Here is a 20,246-nt window from a genome sequence, read left to right on the forward strand (position 1 = left end):
ATACGCCTGCCAGGCAGTCGTACTGAGAATCGTATTGGCGAACCGAATCGATTCAGATAAGGGTTAGAGTTCAAAAAACTAAGACTTCCGCGAATTATTTTAGATAGTGAAAAAATAATTTATGTGATGAAGATCCGTAATTTAGCCACGCGTTACAGAATTATCTGTAGCGTAAAGCCGCTGTGTAACAGAACTTTGCAAAGGAACGTAAATCTTTGCTAAAAACACAGTCTCTCTGATATGTTTAGCCTCCGTTTAATTGTTCAGGAGTATAGGGCTCCAGCCCACTATATGGACCGTCACCGACGTCAGTCATCTTCCAGGCCATTTCGCGCCTTTTTCACCGGCGATCCTCGCCACGTATCGACTCTGTCTGCCTCTGTTTTGCCCACATTGAGTGGGGCACCGTTTCGTCATTCCTTTAGCAGGAGCTTGTCATGGAATTCTTAATGGACCCGTCAATCTGGGTGGGATTGCTCACGCTGGTCGTGCTGGAGATCGTTCTCGGCATTGATAACCTGGTGTTTATCGCCATCCTTGCGGATAAGTTGCCGCCAAAACAGCGTGATAAAGCGCGTCTGATTGGACTCTCGCTGGCGCTGGTCATGCGACTGGGGCTGCTCTCCGTCATCTCGTGGATGGTCACGCTGACCAAACCGCTGTTCTCCGTCATGGATTACACCTTCTCCGGCCGTGATTTAATCATGCTGATCGGGGGGATATTCCTGCTCTTCAAAGCGACGACAGAACTTCACGAGCGGCTGGAAAACCGTCAGCACGATGATGGGCACGGTAAAGGCTATGCCAGTTTCTGGGTGGTGGTGCTGCAGATCGTGGTGCTGGATGCGGTCTTCTCGCTGGATGCGGTGATCACGGCGGTCGGCATGGTGAACCATCTGCCGGTCATGATGGCAGCGGTGGTTATTGCGATGGCGGTCATGCTGCTGGCGTCGAAACCGCTGACGCGTTTCGTGAACCAGCATCCAACGGTGGTGGTACTGTGTCTGAGCTTCCTGCTGATGATTGGTCTGAGCCTGGTGGCGGAAGGCTTTGGCTTCCATATTCCGAAAGGCTATCTGTACGCCGCGATTGGCTTCTCGATCCTGATCGAACTGTTCAACCAGATTGCGCGCCGTAACTTTATCAAACAGCAGTCAAATCAGCCGCTGCGCGCCCGTACCGCAGATGCCATTCTACGCCTGATGGGCGGTCGTCGTCAGGTGAACGTGCAGTCTGATTCCGAAAACCACAACCCGGTTCCGGTCCCGGAAGGGGCGTTTGTGGAACAGGAACGCTACATGATTAACGGCGTGCTCTCTCTGGCCTCCCGTTCGCTGCGCGGCATCATGACGCCGCGCGGGGAGATCAGCTGGGTCGATGCTAACCTGAGCGTTGATGAAATTCGCCAGCAGCTGCTCTCTTCACCGCACAGCCTGTTCCCGGTATGTCGTGGTGAACTGGATGAGATCATCGGCGTGGTGCGGGCGAAAGAGATGCTGGTCGCCCTGGAAGAGGGTGTTAACGTCGAAGCCGTTGCTGCTGCATCGCCTGCGATTGTGGTGCCGGAAACGCTGGATCCGATCAACCTGCTCGGGGTGCTGCGCCGCGCTCGCGGTAGCTTTGTTATTGTCACCAACGAGTTTGGCGTGGTGCAGGGGCTGGTGACACCGCTGGACGTGCTGGAAGCGATCGCCGGTGAATTCCCGGATGAAGACGAAACGCCGGAAATTGTTGCCGATGGCGAAGGCTGGCTGGTTAAAGGTACCACCGACCTGCACGCGCTCTCGCACACGCTGGGGCTGGAAAACGTGGTCAACGATGAAGAAGACATCGCGACCGTTGCCGGTCTGGTTATCGCCGTAAACGGCCAGATCCCGCGTGTTGGCGATGTGATCGAGCTGCCGCCGCTGCACATTACCATTGTCGAAGCCAACGACTATCGCGTTGATATGGTCCGTATTGTTAAAGAACAATCTGCCCACGACGAAGATGAGTAAGTCTGCTTAACGCAGCGGCATTAAGGGTACGATGTGCCCGTTATGACGCGCTGGCGGGGGAGCACTTCCCGCCAGCCAGTCTGGAAAGTCCCGTAGCGGCATCGGCCGCGCATAGAAAAAGCCCTGCAGGACTGGAACGCCGTGACGGCGTAAATAGCGCGCCTGCTCTTCCGTTTCGACCCCTTCCGCAACCAGCTCGATATTCAGCCGCTGGCCCAGCGCAATGATCATGTCCGTCACCGTTGAATTCACGGCATCCGTACCAATGGCGGTGGTAAAGGACTGGTCAATTTTCAGGACGTCCGGATGCAGCTTTTCAAGCCAGGAGAGGGAGCTGTTCCCGGTGCCAAAATCGTCGATAGCGAGCTTCACCCCTTTGCGATGCAGTTCGCGCACGATGCGATAATCCGCGTCCAGCAGCGCATCCCGTTCCGTGAGTTCAATCACCAGCTGCTGTCGCGGATTGGCGCTGAACCAGAGACGGTTCAGGTCCTGTACCAGTACAGCGTGACGGAAATGGCTGGCGGCAACGTTAATGCCGATGTGGAAACCGGCGCTGGACGGGAAGTAGCCTATCTGGCGCACCGTTTCGGCGATGACATAGCGGGTCAGGGGGACAATCTGGTTATGTTCTTCTGCCAGAGGGATAAACACCTCCGGGGTGATCCAACCCTGACGGGGATTATTCCAGCGCAGCAGGATTTCAACGCCCGTGCACGCCTGGGTGCGGGCATTCACCAGCGGCTGGCAGAAAAGCTCAAATTCCCGCGCCGCAATGCCCATATCGATCTCCCACGTAAAGCTCATCCGGTTTGCCGTCGCCAGCCAGGCGAGGTAGCCCAGCAGCAGGCTGAGCATCAGCCCCAGCGGCAGCTGGGCGGGCAGGCTTTTTAAAGCTAACTCACCGGGGCCAGGTCCGCTGACCGTAATGGTGAAAGGATTTCGGGTTGATGATTGCTGGAAAAGGGCGCTCTCCTCATCAAACGTCAGGCTGTCGGTGACGCGCTGACCGTAGCGTAAAAAACGATCGCCGACTGTCAGCACCACGTCATTGATGAGCGGACGCTGGGGCTCGAGGATCATTCTGGCGATCAGGTCGATATTAATAATCTCGACGACGCCTTCTTCACCGTCCTGGGAGACAGGATACCACTGGATCAAAATAGGGCTGCCCTTAAGCAGCCACTGGTCGGTCGATAAAATCAGCTTCGCCGTGCTGGCGGGGAGTTCCTGAAGGAAGTCACGGACAGGCTCGCTGCGGCTGCCGAAAATACTCGAACAATACAGGATACCGTCTTTAATCAGGGCGATAGAACGTACCGTCTGCAAAATGGCTGCCTGCTGTCGCAGCGCCAGCTGCACCTGCGGGCAGGGCTGTCCCACCAGCGGCTGCAGCACGTTGCGGTGGTTTTCCAGCGAAAGCAGAACGTTATCAAGGGCGCGAACGGTATGGCTGGTAAAATCGAGGATCCGCTGTTGGTTAACGTTGCGCTGGGAAATAAAGCGAATGCCCAGCGTCAGGATGAGCGTGAGGAGCGCAACCGTCACACAGACGATAACGCGTTTTCGGCGATAGTTTTTAATGATCGTTTGTGCAGTTTGCATGAACGGTCGCCTGATAAGCCACCAGCCACAAAAGCCGGACGCAACAGTGAAAGTGTAGTGGGGAAAGCAGAAGGAGACGAGGAAGAAGAGGGAAATTCGCCCATCCGTTGCAGATGGGCGAAAGGCAGTATTAGTCGCACTGCACCTTAATGGCCAGGCCACCACGGGACGTCTCGCGGTATTTCGCGTTCATGTCTTTGCCCGTTTCGTACATGGTTTCAATCACCTTATCCAGCGATACGCGAGGTTCGCTGGTACGGCGCATCGCCATACGTGAGGCGTTGATGGCTTTCACCGAGGCAATCGCGTTACGCTCAATGCACGGCACCTGCACCTGGCCCGCGACCGGATCGCAGGTCAGACCAAGGTTATGTTCCATACCGATTTCAGCCGCCACGCAGACCTGCTCAGGGCTTGCACCCAACAGCTCTGCCAGACCTGCCGCCGCCATGGAGCAGGCCACGCCGACTTCACCCTGACAGCCCACTTCCGCACCGGAGATGGAGGCATTCATCTTGTACAGCGCGCCGATGGCACCTGCTGCCAGGAAATAACGGATGTAGATGTCCGGCGTCACGGGCTCAATAAAGTGGTCGTAATACGCCAGCACCGCAGGAACAATGCCGCACGCGCCGTTGGTTGGCGCCGTCACGACGCGGCCACCGGCGGCGTTCTCTTCGTTAACCGCAAGTGCAAACATATTCACCCAGTCGACCACGTTCATCGGGTCGTTGGAGAATTTGTCCGTGGTCACCAGCATACGGCGCAGAGCAGAGGCACGACGCGGCACGCGCAGCGGACCCGGCAGAACCCCTTCGGTGTTCATCCCGCGATCGATACAGGCGCGCATGGTTTGCCAGACGTTGGCAAAATAGTCTTCAATCTCTTGTTTACTGTGCAGGGCCAGTTCGTTCTGCATCACCATGCCGGACAGGGAAAGACCGGTCTGTTTGCAGTAACCCAGCATCTCGGTCGCCGATTTGAACGGATACGGTACGCTGACGTCGCCGACGCTGTCTTTGCCAAAATGCTCTTCATCCACGATGAAACCACCGCCGATGGAGTAGTACGTTTTGCTGTAAATCTCTTTTTCACCGCTATAAGCGTGAATGGTCATGCCGTTTTCATGCAGCGGCAGGTTGTCGCTACGGAAACGCATGCCGTCATCCTGCGGAAAATCGACTTCCTGCTGGCCGTTTGCCAGGAGCAGGCGGCCGCGTGTTTCCACGTCGCGGATGAATGCCGGGATGGCATCAATATCAACGGTATCCGGCATGTTGCCTGCCAGACCCATAATAATGGCGATATCGGTGTGGTGGCCTTTACCCGTTAATGACAGCGAGCCGTAAACATCCACGGCGACACGGGTAACGCTTTCCAGTAATCCTTTTTCGACCAGATCATCGACGAACTGTTTACCGGCCTTCATCGGGCCAACAGTATGGGAAGACGAAGGGCCAATTCCCACTTTGAACATGTCGAATATACTAATCACTTTCACACTCCTGACAGGGTTACCGGGGTTCCAGTAACGATGTTATAACTGCGCATAGTGTAAGAGGGAACACCGACCTCGGCTTAACTATTCACATGAATTAAACTAATGGTTAACGATGGGTTTTGCTAATAGCGCGACGCAGATCGCAAACCTGGCAGAAGAGGGCGGAATGTAAAGTATAGTCAAGGCTTCAGGCCGATTTGCAACGCCAGCTCACGAATAATGCCCGCCGTCATGCCCCAGACAAAATAATGCTGATACCAGGACAACCAGACCCGATGGTCATGCCCACGACGCTGAATATCCAGCGGGTGATAACGACTCAGTCGGAGGGCTTCATCCAGCGGCATTTCAAACACCGCGGAGACTTCATCGACGCTGGCGTGATACTGCAGGCCCGGCGGGATAATGCCGACCACCGGCGTGACCTGAAAACCGGTGACGCTGTCGACGGGTGGCAGCACGCCGATGACCTCAACGGCCTCTGGCGGAATGGCAACCTCTTCCTGCGCTTCGCGCAGCGCGGCGGCAATCAGCGAGGCGTCGGAGCTGTCTACCGCGCCCCCCGGAAAAGCGACCTGACCCGCGTGCTTGCGTAAATGGGCGGAACGCTGGGTGAGCAGCAGGCCCGGCTGCGCGCGACGCACGACCGGGATCAACACGGCCGCCTGACGTTGATTCAGCGCTTCGCGGTTGACCTGCGGTCTTAGTAGCTGAAAGCGAGATAAAAAGTCATCCAGCGTCAGATTCTCTTTTTCCACCCGTGTTTACTCCAGTTGTTTCAGGATACGGTTAACTTTATCAAAGGTTTCCTGATATTCCGCATCGACCTGGCTGTCGGCAACAATGCCGCCCCCGGCCGAACAGTAAAGGTTTCCGTTGCAGGCGGTCAGCGTACGAATGGTAATGCTGGTATCCAGCGTGCCGCACAGGCTGATATAGCCGATGCTACCGCACCAGGCATTGCGGCGGTGGGGCTCCAGCTCATCAATGATCTCCATTGCCCGCACCTTCGGCGCGCCGGTGATGGAGCCGCCCGGGAACGCGGCGCGCAGAAGATCGCAGGCCGTGCGCGAGTCAGGCAGCCGCGCGGTAATGGTGCTGACCAGATGATGCACCGCCGGGAAATGCTCAACGACAAACAGTTCCGGCACGCGGACGCTGCCCGGCACGGCCACCCGGCCAATGTCGTTACGCATCAGATCGACAATCATCAGGTTTTCGGCGCGGTCTTTTGGCGAGGCGGCCAGTTTTTCCGCCTGCTGACGGTCGGCGTCGGGATCGGCAAGGCGTGGAAGCGTGCCCTTAATCGGGCGGGTTTGAATCGTGCCCTCGGCCAGATGAATAAAACGCTCGGGCGACAGGCTGAGGATCGCCCCCTGTTCCAGACGCACAAAGGCGCTGAACGGCGCCTTATTGCTGGCATTAAGACGGGTAAACGCCTGCCACTCATCTCCCCGATAGGTCGCCTCGAAGCGCTGGGCGAGGTTAACCTGATAGCAGTCGCCGCTTTGCAGATACGCCTGAACGCGCGCGAATTTTTCGCCATACTCCGCGGCGCTCATGTTGGAGCGCCAGCCGGAGGTCAGCGTGAACGTCTCTGCGGGTGCAGCCTGTTGCGCCTCAAGCCAGGCCAGACGCGCCTGCACGTCACGATGGCTCAGCAGGGAAACCGTTTTTTTCTGGTGATCGACAATTAACGCCCAGTCATACAGCCCCACGGCCATGTCGGGCAGGGGGATATCAGCCTGCGCATGCTCGGGCAGCGTTTCGAAACGGCGACCCAAATCGTAGCCAAACAGGCCCAGCGCGCCCCCCTGAAAAGGAAGATCCGGGTTGGGTGTGGCAGATAAGCCCAGCGCGTTAATGTCGTGCTGAAGCTGCACCAGCGGATCGTCCGTCAGCGACAGGTCATCGGTTGTCAGCGTCTTCAGCGGATCGGCGACCAGAATATCAAAGCGGCTATAGGGATGGTCCGCATGGCCGGAGTGCAGCAGCATCGCAAACGGAAGATGGCTCAGGCGGGCAAACCAGTATTCAGCGGCGTCTGTCCGCCAGGGCAGGGTAATAACAGTGGGGAAGCGCATGTTCATGTGTGGCATACTACCGGGCAGCGTGAAATAATTAGCGCGAATAATTTAGCAGGAGTTGACGATGTTTGCAGGTTTACCTTCTCTGAGCCATGAACAGCAGCAGAAAGCGGTTGAGCGAATTCAGGAACTGATGTCCCAGGGGATGAGCAGCGGACAGGCGATTTCCCAAGTGGCGGAAGAACTGCGCGCCACGCATACCGGCGAGCGGATCGTGGCGCGTTTCGAGGATGAAGATGAAGAGTGATCGGGCTTAAACCGCCGCGATAATCTTAATCTCTACCTTGTATTCCGGCTTCATCAGCGTGGCCTGTACGGTGCAACGTACAGGCGCGTGACCCGCCACCACCCACGCATCCCAGGCTTTGTTCATTGCCGCGAAGTCATCTTTGTTTGCCAGGAAAATCGTCGCATCCAGAATGCGTGATTTGTCGCTGCCCTGTTTTTCCAGCACCGCGTCAATCTGCGCCAGGGTATTGGCTGTCTGCTCGAACGCATCCGCGTCCAGGTTAGCCGGGACGCCGGTGTAGTAGAGCGTCTGGTTATGGATCACCACATCAGACCAGCGGGCTTCGGCATCAATGCGCACAATTGTCATAAACGTTTCCTCGTTATTTTTCGTCGTCAGGCGGCAAGACTGCCATATTGTTCATCCGTCGTCACTATTTGGGGTGGCACATGAGTGGATGGGCTGACATAATCCCTGTGCAAAAATACAGTGAGAGAGCACCGTGGCAGACGATTTTTCCCCTGAAGGTCAATTAGCGCAGGCTATCCCCGGCTTCAAACCCCGAGAGCCTCAGCGACAGATGGCGCACGCCGTTGCACGCGCCATCGATAAGGCTCAGCCGCTGGTGGTCGAAGCCGGTACCGGCACGGGTAAAACCTATGCTTACCTTGCGCCGGCGCTGCGGGCGAAAAAGAAGGTGATTATTTCCACCGGTTCGAAGGCGCTGCAGGATCAGCTCTACAGCCGTGATTTGCCCACCGTGGCAAAAGCGCTGAAATATAAAGGCCGTCTGGCCCTGCTGAAGGGGCGCTCCAACTATCTCTGTCTGGAACGCCTTGAGCAGCAGGCGCTGGCGGGCGGCGACCTGCCGGTGCAAACCCTGAGCGACGTCATTATCCTTCGCGCCTGGGCGAACCAGACCGAAGAGGGCGATATCAGCACCTGCGCGAGCGTGCCGGAAGACTCTCCTGCCTGGCCGCTGGTGACCAGCACCAACGACAACTGCCTCGGTAGCGACTGCCCGCTGTATAAAGACTGCTTCGTGGTGAAAGCGCGCAAAACGGCGATGGATGCGGATGTGGTGGTGGTGAACCACCATCTGTTCCTTGCGGATATGGTGGTTAAGGACAGCGGCTTTGGTGAGCTGATCCCGGAAGCGGACGTGATGATCTTCGACGAAGCCCACCAGTTGCCGGACATCGCCAGCCAGTACTTTGGTCAGTCGCTCTCCAGCCGTCAGCTGCAGGATCTGGCGAAAGATTTCACCATTGCTTACCGGACCGAACTCAAAGATACCCAGCAGCTGCAGAAGTGCGCCGACCGTCTGGCGCAGAGCGCGCAGGATTTCCGTTTACAGCTCGGCGAGCCGGGCTATCGTGGTAACCTGCGCGAGCTGCTGGCGGACAAAAACATCCAGCGCGCGCTGCTGCTGCTCGATGATGCGCTTGAGCTCTGCTACGACGTGGCAAAACTGTCACTCGGCCGCTCCGCGCTGCTGGATGCGGCCTTCGAGCGCGCCACGCTTTATCGCGGGCGGCTCAAACGGCTGAAAGAGATTAATCAGCCGGGTTACAGCTACTGGTACGAGTGCACTTCGCGCCACTTTACCCTGGCGCTGACGCCGCTGACGGTGGCGGATAAATTTAAAGAGGTGATGGCGCAGAAGCCGGGCAGCTGGATCTTTACGTCGGCAACCCTGTCGGTGAATGACGATCTGCACCACTTCACCGAGCGCCTCGGCATTGAGCAGGCGGAATCGCTGCTTCTGCCCAGCCCGTTCGATTACGAAAAGCAGGCGCTGCTCTGCGTGCCGCGAAATCTGCCGCTTCCCAACCAGCCGGGTGCGGCCCGGCTGCTGGCGGCGATGCTGAAGCCAATGATCGAGGCCAATAACGGCCGCTGCTTTATGCTCTGCACCTCCCACGCCATGATGCGCGACCTCGCTGAGCAGTTCCGCGCTACGATGACGCTACCGGTGCTGCTGCAGGGCGAAACCAGCAAAGGCCAGCTGCTGCAGCAGTTCGTGAGTGCCGGTAATGCCCTGCTGGTCGCAACCAGCAGCTTCTGGGAAGGGGTGGACGTGCGCGGCGACACGCTTTCGCTGGTGATCATTGATAAGCTGCCGTTTACCTCCCCGGACGATCCGCTGCTGAAAGCGCGGATGGAAGACTGTCGCCTGCGCGGTGGCGATCCGTTTGACGAGGTTCAGCTGCCGGATGCGGTCATTACGCTTAAGCAAGGGGTAGGGCGCTTAATCCGTGACGTCACCGACCGCGGCGTGCTGGTCATCTGCGATAACCGGCTGGTGATGCGTCCTTACGGGGCAACCTTCCTTGCAAGCCTGCCGCCCGCGCCGCGGACACGGGACATAAAACGCGCGGTGCGTTTCCTGGCAAACCCAACGGCGGAGTAATTTACCCCGGAGTGTGCTAAGATGCGCGCCATTTTGTGACTGACCCTTGCGAGAGCGCGACGACCGATGCGAATTCTGGCTATTGATACCGCGACAGAGGCTTGCTCTGTTGCCCTGTTGAACGACGGTGCTGTTTCTGCCCATTTCGAAGAGTGCCCCCGGGAACACACCCAACGCATTCTGCCCCTGGTAAAAGCCATTTTAACCCAGGGAAACACCTCCTTAACCGACCTCGACGCGCTGGCCTTTGGCCGCGGCCCCGGCAGCTTTACGGGCGTACGTATCGGGATTGGCATTGCGCAGGGGCTGGCGCTGGGCGCCGAACTGCCGATGATCGGCGTCTCTACCCTCGCCACCATGGCGCAGGGCGCATGGCGCACGACCGGGGCAACGCGCGTCCTGGCAGCGATTGATGCCCGCATGGGCGAAGTCTACTGGGCCGAATACACCCGTGACGAGCAGGGCGTGTGGCACGGTGAAGAGACGGAGGCCGTGCTTAAGCCAGAAGCGGTGACAGAACGACTGAAGCAGCTGTCCGGCGAGTGGGCGACCGTCGGCACGGGCTGGCCAGCGTGGCCTGAGATGGCGAACGACACCGGGTTGACGCTGGTGGACGGCAACATGCTTTTGCCGGCTGCGGAAGATATGCTTCCGATTGCCAGCCAGTTGCTCGCAGCAGGCAAAACCGTGGCTGTTGAACAGGCGGAACCGGTTTATTTGCGAAACACCGTCGCGTGGAAGAAACTTCCGGGCCGCGAGTGAATCTCAGTAACAGGAACTGAGAAAAAGGAGTCGCATCATGGCGGTTCAGACTAAAGTAGTACGCCTTATTATGGCAGGCGCGGTTGCCATAGCACTGAGCGGATGCGTTTCCGTTCCTGATGCGATTAAGGGCAGCAGCCCGACGCCACAGCAGGATCTGGTTCGGGTGATGAATGCGCCTGAGCTGTACGTGGGCCAGGAAGCGCGCTTTGGCGGTAAGGTGATTGACGTACAAAACCAGCAGGGCAAAACCCGCCTGGAGATCGCCACCGTTCCGCTGGACAGCGGCGCGCGGCCTGTACTGGGCGAGGCCTCCCGGGGACGTATCTATGCGGACGTCAGCGGGTTCCTCGATCCGGTCGATTTTCGCGGACAGCTGGTAACCGTCGTCGGGCCGATTACCGGCGCCGTGCAGGGCAAAATCGGCAACACGCCGTATAAATTTATGACCATGCAGGTCAACGGATACAAGCGCTGGCGGCTGGCCCAGCAGGTGATTATGCCGCCGCAGCCGATCGATCCGTGGATGTGGGGTCCGCATCCTTATCGCTACGGCTACCCGGGCTGGGGTTGGTATAACCCGGGACCTGCACAGGTACAGACGATCGTTACTGAGTAACTTACTGTTATTGTTAGAAAAGAGACAGCGGCTCAGCCGCTGTCTCTGTTTTTTTACGGATAAAACGAAAAAAAAGAGTGACGCGCTTCGCAACCTTAAATCTGAACAATTAATAAACTGGTACGCTGAGTTAATATAATGTTAACAAACTGTTTATTATCGGGGTTGTGATGACGACGAACACTCATTTCAGAGGTGATGCATTGAAGAAGGTTTGGCTTAACCGTTATCCCGCAGATGTTCCTGCTGAGATCAATCCTGACCGTTATCAATCCCTGGTGGAATTATTTGAACACTCGGTAAGGCGCTACGCGGATCAGCCCGCATTTGTGAATATGGGCGAGGTGATGACGTTCCGTAAGCTGGAGGAGCGCAGCCGGGCGTTTGCGGCGTATCTGCAGGAAGGGCTGGGGCTGCAAAAAGGGGATCGCGTCGCGCTGATGATGCCGAACCTGCTGCAATACCCGGTGGCGCTGTTCGGTATCCTGCGTGCCGGGATGATCGTCGTCAACGTCAACCCGCTGTATACCCCGCGCGAGCTCGAGCATCAGCTGAACGACAGCGGCGCGGTTGCGATTGTCATTGTGTCCAACTTTGCCCATACGCTGGAAAAAGTGGTCGACAAAACCCAGGTGAAACACGTCATCCTGACGCGCATGGGGGACCAGCTCTCTACCGCCAAAGGCACGCTGGTTAACTTTGTCGTCAAATACGTCAAACGTCTGGTGCCAAAATACCATCTGCCGGACGCTATCTCCTTCCGCCGCGCGCTGCATGCGGGCTATCGGATGCAGTACGTCAAGCCGGAAGTGGTCTCAGAAGATCTCGCCTTCCTGCAGTATACCGGTGGTACCACCGGCGTGGCGAAAGGCGCAATGCTGACCCACCGCAACATGCTGGCGAACCTTGAGCAGGTCAACGCAACCTACGGGCCGCTGCTGCATCCCGGCAAAGAGCTGGTCATCACGGCGCTGCCGCTGTACCACATTTTCGCACTGACCATGAACTGTCTGCTGTTTATTGAGCTGGGCGGTCAAAACGTGCTAATTACCAACCCGCGTGATATCCCGGGGCTGGTGAAAGAGCTGGCAAAATACCCGTTCACCGCCATGACCGGGGTAAATACCTTGTTTAACGCGCTGCTTAATAACAAAGAGTTCCAGCAACTGGACTTCTCCACGCTGCACCTCTCTGCGGGCGGCGGTATGCCGGTTCAGCAGGCGGTGGCCGAGCGCTGGGTGAAGCTCACCGGTCAGTATCTGCTGGAGGGCTATGGCCTGACGGAATGCGCGCCGCTGGTCAGCGTTAACCCGCATGACATCGACTACCACAGCGGAAGCATTGGTCTGCCCGTTCCTTCCACTGAAGCGAAACTGGTCGATGATAACGATAATGAAGTTGCGCCGGGTGAGCCGGGCGAGCTGTGCGTCAAAGGTCCACAGGTGATGCTGGGCTACTGGCAGCGTCCCGACGCGACTGACGAAATCATCAAAGATGGCTGGCTGCATACCGGTGACATCGCGGTGATGGATGACGAGGGCTTCCTGCGCATTGTCGATCGCAAGAAAGATATGATCCTGGTCTCCGGCTTCAACGTCTATCCGAATGAGATCGAAGACGTAGTCATGCAGCACAGCGGTGTACTCGAAGTGGCAGCGGTCGGCGTGCCTTCCGGCAGCAGCGGTGAAGCGGTGAAGATATTTGTGGTCAAGAAAGATCCTTCTCTCACCGAGGAAGCGCTGGTAACGTTTTGTCGTCGTCAGCTGACGGGCTATAAAGTGCCGAAGCTGGTGGAATTCCGCGATGAGCTGCCGAAATCCAACGTCGGGAAGATATTACGACGAGAATTACGTGACGAAGCCCGTGCCAAAGTAGACAATAAGGCCTGAGCTACACGTTAATCGCCCAGACGCCGGTTAAGCCGGCGTTTTTTATGGGCGCAAACAAAAGAGAATCCGATTTGAATTACCAGATGATCACGACCAACGACGAGCTGGCTTCGCTGTGCGAAGTGACGCGCGACTTTCCTGCCATTGCCCTGGATACCGAGTTTGTCCGTACCCGGACGTACTATCCGCAGCTGGGGTTGATTCAGATGTACGACGGTAAAAACGTGTCGCTGATCGACCCTCTCGGCATTACCGACTGGACGCCGATGCGCGACCTGCTGCTCGATACCGCCGTCACGAAATACCTGCATGCAGGCAGTGAAGATCTGGAAGTCTTTCTGAATACCTTTGGCATCATGCCTCAGCCGCTGATTGATACGCAGATCCTCGCGGCGTTCAGCGGTCGCCCGCTCTCATGGGGCTTTGCCGCCATGGTGGAGGAGTATACGGGCCTGACCCTGGATAAAAGCGAATCCCGTACCGACTGGCTGGCGCGTCCGCTTACCGCCCGCCAGCTGGAGTATGCGGCGGCTGACGTGTTTTACCTGCTGCCGATCGCCGGACAGCTGATGAAAGAGGCGGAAGCCTCCGGATGGCTCCCGGCAGCGCTGGATGAGTGCCGTATGACCCAGCAGCGTCGTCAGGAAGTGGTGGATCCGAAAGAGGCCTGGCGCGACATCAGCAACGCCTGGCAGCTGCGCACGCGTCAGCTGGCATGCCTGCAGCTGCTGGCAGACTGGCGCTTGCGTAAAGCGCGCGAGCGCGATCTGGCCGTTAACTTTGTCGTCCGCGAAGAGCATCTCTGGGCGGTGGCGCGCTATATGCCGGGCAGCCTCGGCGAGCTGGACAGCATTGGGCTTTCGGGCAGTGAGATCCGTTTCCACGGTAAAACCCTGCTGGCGCTGGTCGCAAAAGCGCAAGAATTACCCGACGACGCGCTGCCGGAACCGCTGCTGAACCTGATGGACATGCCGGGCTATCGCAAAGCGTTTAAAGATATCAAAGCGCTGGTGCAGACGGTGGCAACGGAAAGCAAGCTGAGCGCGGAACTGCTTGCCTCACGCCGTCAGATTAACCAGCTGCTGAACTGGCACTGGAAGCTGAAGCCGCAGAATGGCGTACCGGAAATGATGGCGGGATGGCGCGGGGAATTGATGGCCGATCGCCTGAATACGCTGCTGGAAGGTTATCCGCGATAAAAATATGCCGGGGGTTAACCCGGCATATTCCCCGGTGGCGCTGCGCTTACCGGGGCTACGAAATCATAAATCTACGGACGCGACTCTTCCGCTTCCGGGAGCGTCACGTTCAGCTCCAGAATCGAAATATCCCCGTCTTTTTGTTCCAGCTGCACCGTCACCATCTCCGGGTCAATCTGCACGTACTTACAGATCACTTCCAGGATGTCCTTACGCAGCTGCGGCAGGTAGTGAGGCTCGGCGTCGCTACGACGACGCTCCGCAACGATAATTTGCAGACGTTCTTTTGCGATGTTGGCGGTGTTCTTTTTCCGCGAGAGAAAAAAGTCCAGTAATGCCATAACTTATCCTCCGAACAGGCGTTTGAGGAAACCTTTCTTCTCTTCTTCAATGAAGCGGAAAGGACGTTCTTCTCCCAGCAGACGGTCAACGGTATCGGCGTAAGCTTTACCTGCATCTGCCATTGTATCCAGGATCACTGGCTCGCCCTGGTTAGAGGCGCGTAACACGGACTGATCTTCCGGGATAACGCCCACCAGCTTAATGCGCAGGATCTCCAGCACGTCTTCCATGCTCAGCATGTCACCTTTATTCACGCGGCCCGGGTTGTAGCGGGTGAGCAGCAGGTGTTCTTTAATCGGGTCTTCGCCATTTTCCGCACGACGGGATTTAGAGGCGAGGATCCCGAGAATACGGTCTGAGTCACGCACGGATGAAACTTCAGGGTTGGTGGTGATGATCGCTTCATCAGCGAAGTAGAGCGCCATCAGAGCACCGGTTTCGATGCCGGCAGGGGAGTCACAGACGATGAAGTCGAACTCCATTTTTTTCAGCTCGTCGAGCACCTTTTCTACCCCTTCACGGGTCAGGGCGTCTTTGTCACGCGTCTGAGAGGCCGGGAGAATGTAGAGGTTCTCGGTGCGCTTGTCTTTAATCAGCGCCTGGTTCAGCGTGGCATCGCCCTGAATGACGTTCACGAAGTCATACACGACGCGACGCTCACATCCCATGATGAGGTCGAGGTTACGCAGGCCGATATCGAAGTCGATAACGACGGTTTTCTTTCCCTTCTGGGCCAAACCAGTAGCGATGGCCGCGCTGGAGGTGGTCTTGCCAACGCCTCCTTTACCCGAAGTAACAACAATAATGCGTGCCATAGAAATTCCTTGTTAAAAAGGGATCAATTCAACGGTTGAACGGTCAACGCGTCGTCTGCCAGAAGCAGGCGAGCCGCTTTGCCATAAAATTCGGCTGGGATCTTGTCGCTCAGCCAATATTCACCTGCGATGGACACCAGTTCCGCCGTCAGGTGAGTACAAAATATTTGCGCGTCCCGATCGCCACTTGCACCCGCGAGCGCACGTCCACGCATCATACCGTATACGTGAATATTGCCATCTGCAATCAGCTCAGCGCCAGCGCTGACGTGGCTTGTAACAATCAGATCACAGTTTGGTGCATAAATGCGCTGACCGGAACGAACCGGCACATCAATCATTCGCGTTTTTGTGATGGTTGTAACGTTTTGCGCCGCAGGAGGGGGCGTTTCGACGGCAACGGGGGCCGCACGGGGGGCTTTTTCTTTGCCTTCATTCAGAAGCGGCAGCCCCGCACGGTCGATTTCCGCTTTCAGTTCAGTATCTTTGCAGCCGCTGATGCCGACAATACGCAGTCCGGTGGAGGAGACGGCCTGCTGGAGAAGTTTCCAGTTAACCGGCGCCTCAAGACCGCTGACGTTGATCACAACAGGGGCGTGCTTCAGAAAGGCGGGAGCCTGGGCGATTTTGTCTTCTAACGCCTGACGAATAACCTCGGGTTTTGCATCATGCAAATGTACCACTGATAAGGTGAAGCTACTGCCTTTAAGCTCGATGGGCGTGTTTGACATCCTGGCCTTACTCAATTTGCTATTAACCGCAACCACTCGCTGCGATATTCCGAAGAGTATCAGGCATGTTATAGTCAGGAGTATATTGAGGCAAGCAACCACCCATTAATTCAGAGTAAAAACATGTTTTGTGTGATCTACAGAAGTACAACCCGTGACCAGACCTATCTTTATGTCGAAAAGAAAGACGATTTTTCACGCGTGCCTGAAGAATTAATGAAGAGCTTTGGCCGACCGCAGATGGCGATGCTGCTGCCGCTTGATGGTCGCAAGAAACTGGTGAATGCCGATCTGGAGAAAGTGAAAACGGCATTAGCCGAGCAGGGCTATTATTTACAGCTTCCGCCGCCACCGGAGAATTTATTAAAACAGCATCTTGAGGCGAACGGAAAAAAATAGTCTCAACTGTTTTTGAGCACAACACATCAACCGTTTAGGGGTCGACCATGTATCAACATCATAACTGGCAAGGTGCATTACTGGATTATCCCGTCAGCAAAGTGGTTTGCGTAGGCAGCAACTATGCAAAACATATTCAGGAGATGGGCAGTGCGACGCCAGAAGAGCCGGTTCTGTTTATTAAGCCTGAAACGGCGCTTTGCGATATCCGCCAGCCGCTGGCCCTGCCGCAGGGGCTCGGCTCGGTGCATCACGAGGTTGAGCTCGCCGTACTGATTGGCGCGACGCTGCGTCAGGCTTCCGAAGAGCATGTTCAGAAAGCGATTGCCGGATACGGCGTGGCGCTGGATCTGACGCTACGCGACGTGCAGGGCAAAATGAAGAAAGCCGGACAGCCGTGGGAAAAAGCCAAAGGGTTTGATAATTCCTGCCCGATTTCGGCGTTTGTGCCGGTGAGCGAATTTACCGGCGATCCGCAGGATACCCCGCTCAGCCTGAAGGTTAACGGTGAAATCCGCCAGCAGGGCACCACGGCAGACATGATCCATAAGATTGTGCCGCTGATCGCCTACATGAGCCGCTTCTTTACCCTGAAACCGGGTGATGTGATCCTGACCGGCACGCCGGAAGGCGTTGGTCCGCTCGTGAGCGGTGATGAACTGGAGGTCGGTTTTAACGGCCTGTCGCTGAAAACCCGCGTGCTGTAACATCCTCTTGCCGCCTGAAAAGGGCGGCAAAACTTGCAACGACGTGCCAGACTCGTTATAAGGTGCGCTTTCTTTTGACGTGTGGACATCCTGATGAACGACATCCCTTTCTGGCAAAGCAAAACTCTCGACGACATGACTGATGCGGAATGGGAATCCTTATGCGACGGCTGCGGTCAGTGCTGCCTGCACAAGCTGATGGATGAAGACACGGATGAAATCTACTTCACCAACGTGGCCTGTAAGCAGCTCAACATTAAGACCTGCCAGTGCCGCAACTATGAGCGCCGCTTTGAGTTTGAGCCGGACTGCATCAAGTTAACCCGGGATAATCTGCCCACCTTCGAATGGCTGCCGCATACCTGCGCGTATCGCCTGCTGGCGGAAGGGAAAGATCTGCCGGCCTGGCATCCGCTGCTGACCGGTTCAAAAGCGGCGATGCACGGCGAGCGTATCTCCGTGCGTCACATTGCGGTGAAAGAGTCCGAGGTGCGTGACTGGGAAGACCACATCATGAACCACCCGACCCGCTGAGATTAAAAAACCCGCCGAGGCGGGTTTTTTATTATATCGGGTGGCGCTGTGCTTACCCGACCTACAAAACCGTAGGCCCGCGCAAGCGAAGCGCCGCCGGGCGAATTAGCGCCCAAATAGATCGCGTTTCTTCGGTTTGAAAGGCTGAGCGATCAGCACCAGCAGCGCCACGACGAAGTAGGCGGCAAAAATGCCCACCAGCCACTGCGGCATCTCGAGGGTCAGGAATTCCCACTGGCGAACTGAGCAGTCACCGGATGCAACAAACACCTGCGGCAGCCATTTGTCCAGCGGCAGCCAGCTCGGGAAGCGGGCGGCGAAATCACAGGTCATAAACGGTGACGGATGCAGCTGCATCATGGTGTGCTGCCAGGAGAGTTCAATGCCTTTCCAGGCGCTGTACAGCCAGATCGCGATAGCGGCGTAGCGAAGCGGCGATTTCGGCGCAATTGCGCCCACCAGGCCCGCACCCATAATGCCGAACAGGGCGCAGCGTTCGTAAATACAGAGTACGCAAGGTTTCAGTCCCATCACGTGCTGGAACCATAGCGCCACCATTTCCAGCGCAAAGGCGGTCAGGGCCATTAACAACCACGCTCCGCGACCGCGGGAGCACTGGTTTAAAAATCTCAACATAATCATTTCCCTGGAACATGCTTAGAAATCGCAGTGTAAACGAATTCGTTTTTCGCGCCACCTGTACCTGGCGAAATAAAACGTAATTGGATGTTTATCGTGCGAAAAGGCAAACGGGCAGCGAACTGCCCGAGTTGCAGTATTTACTGCGCCGCAAGTATACCCGCTTGTATCAACCATTGCGTACAGGGAATGAGGGTAATTTTGACGCAAAGCAATCCCACGATCGTGAGCACCAGCGTGTAGGGCAGCGCCATCCACACCATCCGGCCATAAGAAAGACGTATGAGGGGGGCGAGGGCGGAGGTCAGCAGGAACAGGAAGGCGGCCTGTCCGTTTGGCGTCGCCACCGACGGCAGGTTGGTACCGGTGTTGATCGCCACGGCCAGCAGCTCAAACTGTCCGGCGCTAATCACGCCTTGCTCCATGGCCGCTTTGGCCTCGTTGATGTAGACCGTCCCGACAAAGACGTTATCTGAGATCGATGAGAGCAGGCCATTAAACAGGTAAAACAGCGACAGTTGAGCATCCGGCGACGCCTTTAAGACAAAGGCAATAATCGGCGCGAACAGATGCTGGTCGATAATCACCGCCACGACCGCAAAGAAGACCGCCAGCAGGGCGGTAAACGGCAGGGCTTCGGTAAAGGCTTTGCCGATGGCATGCTCATCCGTTACGCCGGTAAAGGTGGTGGCGAGAATAATGACCGACAGGCCAATCAGCCCCACTTCAGCCAGATGGAACGCCAGCGCGGCGATCAGCCAGACGCCGATGATCCCCTGAGCAATCAGGCGCAGCGTCTCCTGGCGCGTCCGCTGGCGTCGACTCTGCAGATCAAATTTATGCAGCTCCTGGCGCACCGGCTCCGGAAGTTGTGCTCCGTACCCAAAGAGGCGAAACTTCTCCACCAGCAGACAGGTCGCCAGACCGCAGATCAGCACCGGCACGCTCACCGGCGCCATTCTCAGGAAGAAATCACCGAAGTGCCAGCCCGCCGCTTTGGCAATGATCAGGTTTTGCGGCTCGCCCACCATCGTCATCACGCCCCCCAGAGCGGTACCGACGCCGGCATGCATCATCAGGCTGCGCAGGAAGGCGCGAAACTGCTCCAGTACCTCACGGTTATGCGCATCGACGTGGCTGTCATCCTGCAAATCCTCGCCCGGACGAGAGGAGGCCACGCGGTGATAAATACCGTAAAACCCCACCGCTACGCTTATCACTACCGCGACCACCGTCAGCGCGTCCAGGAAGGCCGACAGGAAGGCAGCCGCAAGGCAAAATGCCAGCGAGAGGAACATTTTCGACGGAATGCTGAGCAGCAGGCGCGTGAAGATAAACAGCAGCAGCTGTTTCATAAAGTAGATGCCCGCCACCATAAACATCAGCAGCAGAAGCACTTCAAGATTGGATGCCAGCTCGGCCTTGACGTGCTCAGCGCGGGTCATGCCGATGACGACGGCCTCAAACGCCAGCAGTCCGCCCGGCAGAAGGGGATAACATTTCAGCGCCATCGCCAGGGTGAAGATAAATTCCGCCACCAACAGCCACCCGGCCATAAACGGGTTCACGCTAAAGAGGAGGGGGTTTACGACCAGGAACACCAGAAGTATAAGTTTGTACCAGTCAGGAGACTGGCCTAAAAAATTGCGCCACAGCGCGCGCCCAAATGAAATTTCCACGACAGACGTCCTTCCCCGTCAAGTAAGACAAAACATCAGTATACGCAAAAATCGCGGGCCGGAGGCGGATAACGCTGCAGTGTAAATTTCACAAAAATG

The 20,246-nt window shown here is 56.8% G+C and carries 21 protein-coding genes; 11 read left to right on the top strand and 10 right to left on the bottom strand.

What is annotated here, in order from left to right; all coding sequences use genetic code 11:
* The first annotated feature begins 291 nt into the window (after positions 1-291).
* Entirely contained in the window at positions 292-450 is a 159-nt protein-coding gene (locus ACMGGE_RS03375) for a protein YoaL (protein WP_406915712.1), read from the top strand.
* Complete coding sequence (gene yoaE, locus ACMGGE_RS03380) at positions 438-1,997, top strand: CNNM family cation transport protein YoaE (protein WP_008500492.1); 1,560 nt, start codon at positions 438-440, stop codon at positions 1,995-1,997. The genes ACMGGE_RS03375 and yoaE overlap by 13 nt, the downstream gene beginning before the upstream one ends.
* Positions 1,998-2,003: 6 nt before the next feature.
* Here the strand turns inward: yoaE and ACMGGE_RS03385 are convergent, their stop codons facing one another.
* From ACMGGE_RS03385 to pabB, 4 genes are all read right to left on the bottom strand, one after another.
* A complete protein-coding gene (locus tag ACMGGE_RS03385; protein WP_048029448.1) occupies positions 2,004-3,602 on the bottom strand; it encodes a cyclic diguanylate phosphodiesterase in 1,599 nt (532 codons plus the stop codon).
* Positions 3,603-3,732: 130 nt separating this feature from the next.
* Positions 3,733-5,097: an L-serine ammonia-lyase gene (sdaA, locus tag ACMGGE_RS03390; RefSeq protein WP_008500494.1), complete on the bottom strand. Its 1,365-nt coding sequence runs from the start codon at positions 5,095-5,097 to the stop codon at positions 3,733-3,735.
* A gap of 185 nt (positions 5,098-5,282) precedes the next feature.
* Positions 5,283-5,861, bottom strand: coding sequence for a CoA pyrophosphatase (locus tag ACMGGE_RS03395; RefSeq protein WP_045908238.1), 579 nt, complete (start codon positions 5,859-5,861; stop codon positions 5,283-5,285).
* Positions 5,862-5,867: 6 nt separating this feature from the next.
* Positions 5,868-7,193, bottom strand: coding sequence for an aminodeoxychorismate synthase component 1 (gene pabB, locus ACMGGE_RS03400; RefSeq protein ID WP_420294170.1), 1,326 nt, complete (start codon positions 7,191-7,193; stop codon positions 5,868-5,870).
* A gap of 61 nt (positions 7,194-7,254) precedes the next feature.
* On the opposite strand from pabB, the gene ACMGGE_RS03405 reads away from it, so the two are divergent.
* Positions 7,255-7,437, top strand: coding sequence for a YoaH family protein (locus ACMGGE_RS03405; RefSeq protein ID WP_008500497.1), 183 nt, complete (start codon positions 7,255-7,257; stop codon positions 7,435-7,437).
* A gap of 6 nt (positions 7,438-7,443) precedes the next feature.
* Here the strand turns inward: ACMGGE_RS03405 and ACMGGE_RS03410 are convergent, their stop codons facing one another.
* Positions 7,444-7,788 carry a RidA family protein gene (locus ACMGGE_RS03410; protein ID WP_008500498.1) on the bottom strand — a complete coding sequence of 115 codons (345 nt, stop codon included), beginning with the start codon at positions 7,786-7,788 and terminating at the stop codon, positions 7,444-7,446.
* 133 nt (positions 7,789-7,921) lie between these two features.
* Between ACMGGE_RS03410 and ACMGGE_RS03415 the strand changes: the two genes are divergently transcribed.
* The 5 genes from ACMGGE_RS03415 (at position 7,922) to rnd (ending at position 14,301) form a co-directional block, all read left to right on the top strand.
* Positions 7,922-9,832: an ATP-dependent DNA helicase gene (locus ACMGGE_RS03415; protein ID WP_023325496.1), complete on the top strand. Its 1,911-nt coding sequence runs from the start codon at positions 7,922-7,924 to the stop codon at positions 9,830-9,832.
* Positions 9,833-9,898: 66 nt separating this feature from the next.
* Positions 9,899-10,594 (top strand): tRNA (adenosine(37)-N6)-threonylcarbamoyltransferase complex dimerization subunit type 1 TsaB, encoded by a 696-nt coding sequence (gene tsaB, locus ACMGGE_RS03420; RefSeq protein ID WP_045908240.1) that lies wholly within the window; start codon positions 9,899-9,901, stop codon positions 10,592-10,594.
* Positions 10,595-10,631: 37 nt separating this feature from the next.
* Positions 10,632-11,213 (top strand): Slp family lipoprotein, encoded by a 582-nt coding sequence (locus ACMGGE_RS03425; protein WP_028018678.1) that lies wholly within the window; start codon positions 10,632-10,634, stop codon positions 11,211-11,213.
* 203 nt (positions 11,214-11,416) lie between these two features.
* Positions 11,417-13,102 (top strand): long-chain-fatty-acid--CoA ligase FadD, encoded by a 1,686-nt coding sequence (gene fadD, locus ACMGGE_RS03430; protein ID WP_074180385.1) that lies wholly within the window; start codon positions 11,417-11,419, stop codon positions 13,100-13,102.
* Positions 13,103-13,173: 71 nt separating this feature from the next.
* A complete protein-coding gene (rnd, locus tag ACMGGE_RS03435) occupies positions 13,174-14,301 on the top strand; it encodes a ribonuclease D (RefSeq protein WP_111967062.1) in 1,128 nt (375 codons plus the stop codon).
* A 71-nt stretch (positions 14,302-14,372) separates the two neighbouring features.
* Here the strand turns inward: rnd and minE are convergent, their stop codons facing one another.
* From minE to minC, 3 genes are read right to left on the bottom strand one after another with little or no spacing between them, the layout of a single operon-like run.
* A complete protein-coding gene (gene minE / locus ACMGGE_RS03440; protein WP_008500504.1) occupies positions 14,373-14,642 on the bottom strand; it encodes a cell division topological specificity factor MinE in 270 nt (89 codons plus the stop codon).
* A 3-nt stretch (positions 14,643-14,645) separates the two neighbouring features.
* Positions 14,646-15,458, bottom strand: a complete 813-nt coding sequence (gene minD / locus ACMGGE_RS03445; protein WP_008500505.1) for a septum site-determining protein MinD — start codon at positions 15,456-15,458, stop codon at positions 14,646-14,648.
* A 23-nt stretch (positions 15,459-15,481) separates the two neighbouring features.
* Positions 15,482-16,189: a septum site-determining protein MinC gene (minC, locus tag ACMGGE_RS03450; RefSeq protein WP_045908243.1), complete on the bottom strand. Its 708-nt coding sequence runs from the start codon at positions 16,187-16,189 to the stop codon at positions 15,482-15,484.
* Positions 16,190-16,312: 123 nt separating this feature from the next.
* Here minC and ACMGGE_RS03455 point away from each other — a divergent pair, with 123 nt between their 5' ends.
* The 3 genes from ACMGGE_RS03455 (at position 16,313) to ACMGGE_RS03465 (ending at position 17,829) form a co-directional block, all read left to right on the top strand.
* Positions 16,313-16,588, top strand: a complete 276-nt coding sequence (locus ACMGGE_RS03455; protein WP_008500507.1) for a YcgL domain-containing protein — start codon at positions 16,313-16,315, stop codon at positions 16,586-16,588.
* Positions 16,589-16,635: 47 nt separating this feature from the next.
* On the top strand, positions 16,636-17,295 hold the full coding sequence (locus ACMGGE_RS03460) for a fumarylacetoacetate hydrolase family protein (RefSeq protein ID WP_024909871.1): 660 nt from the start codon (positions 16,636-16,638) through the stop codon (positions 17,293-17,295).
* Between the two features lie 93 nt (positions 17,296-17,388).
* The gene (locus ACMGGE_RS03465; RefSeq protein WP_045908282.1) at positions 17,389-17,829 is read left to right on the top strand and encodes a YcgN family cysteine cluster protein; all 441 of its coding nucleotides are present in this window, start codon (positions 17,389-17,391) and stop codon (positions 17,827-17,829) included.
* Between the two features lie 105 nt (positions 17,830-17,934).
* Here the strand turns inward: ACMGGE_RS03465 and dsbB are convergent, their stop codons facing one another.
* Together dsbB and nhaB are read right to left on the bottom strand one after the other, a co-directional pair.
* Complete coding sequence (gene dsbB / locus ACMGGE_RS03470; protein ID WP_045908244.1) at positions 17,935-18,465, bottom strand: disulfide bond formation protein DsbB; 531 nt, start codon at positions 18,463-18,465, stop codon at positions 17,935-17,937.
* Between the two features lie 143 nt (positions 18,466-18,608).
* Positions 18,609-20,147 (bottom strand): Na(+)/H(+) antiporter NhaB, encoded by a 1,539-nt coding sequence (gene nhaB, locus ACMGGE_RS03475; RefSeq protein ID WP_045908245.1) that lies wholly within the window; start codon positions 20,145-20,147, stop codon positions 18,609-18,611.
* Between the last annotated feature and the right edge of the window lie 99 nt (positions 20,148-20,246).

The organism is Enterobacter sp. BNK-22, assembly GCF_048684805.1.
GTDB lineage: Bacteria > Pseudomonadota > Gammaproteobacteria > Enterobacterales > Enterobacteriaceae > Enterobacter > Enterobacter quasiroggenkampii.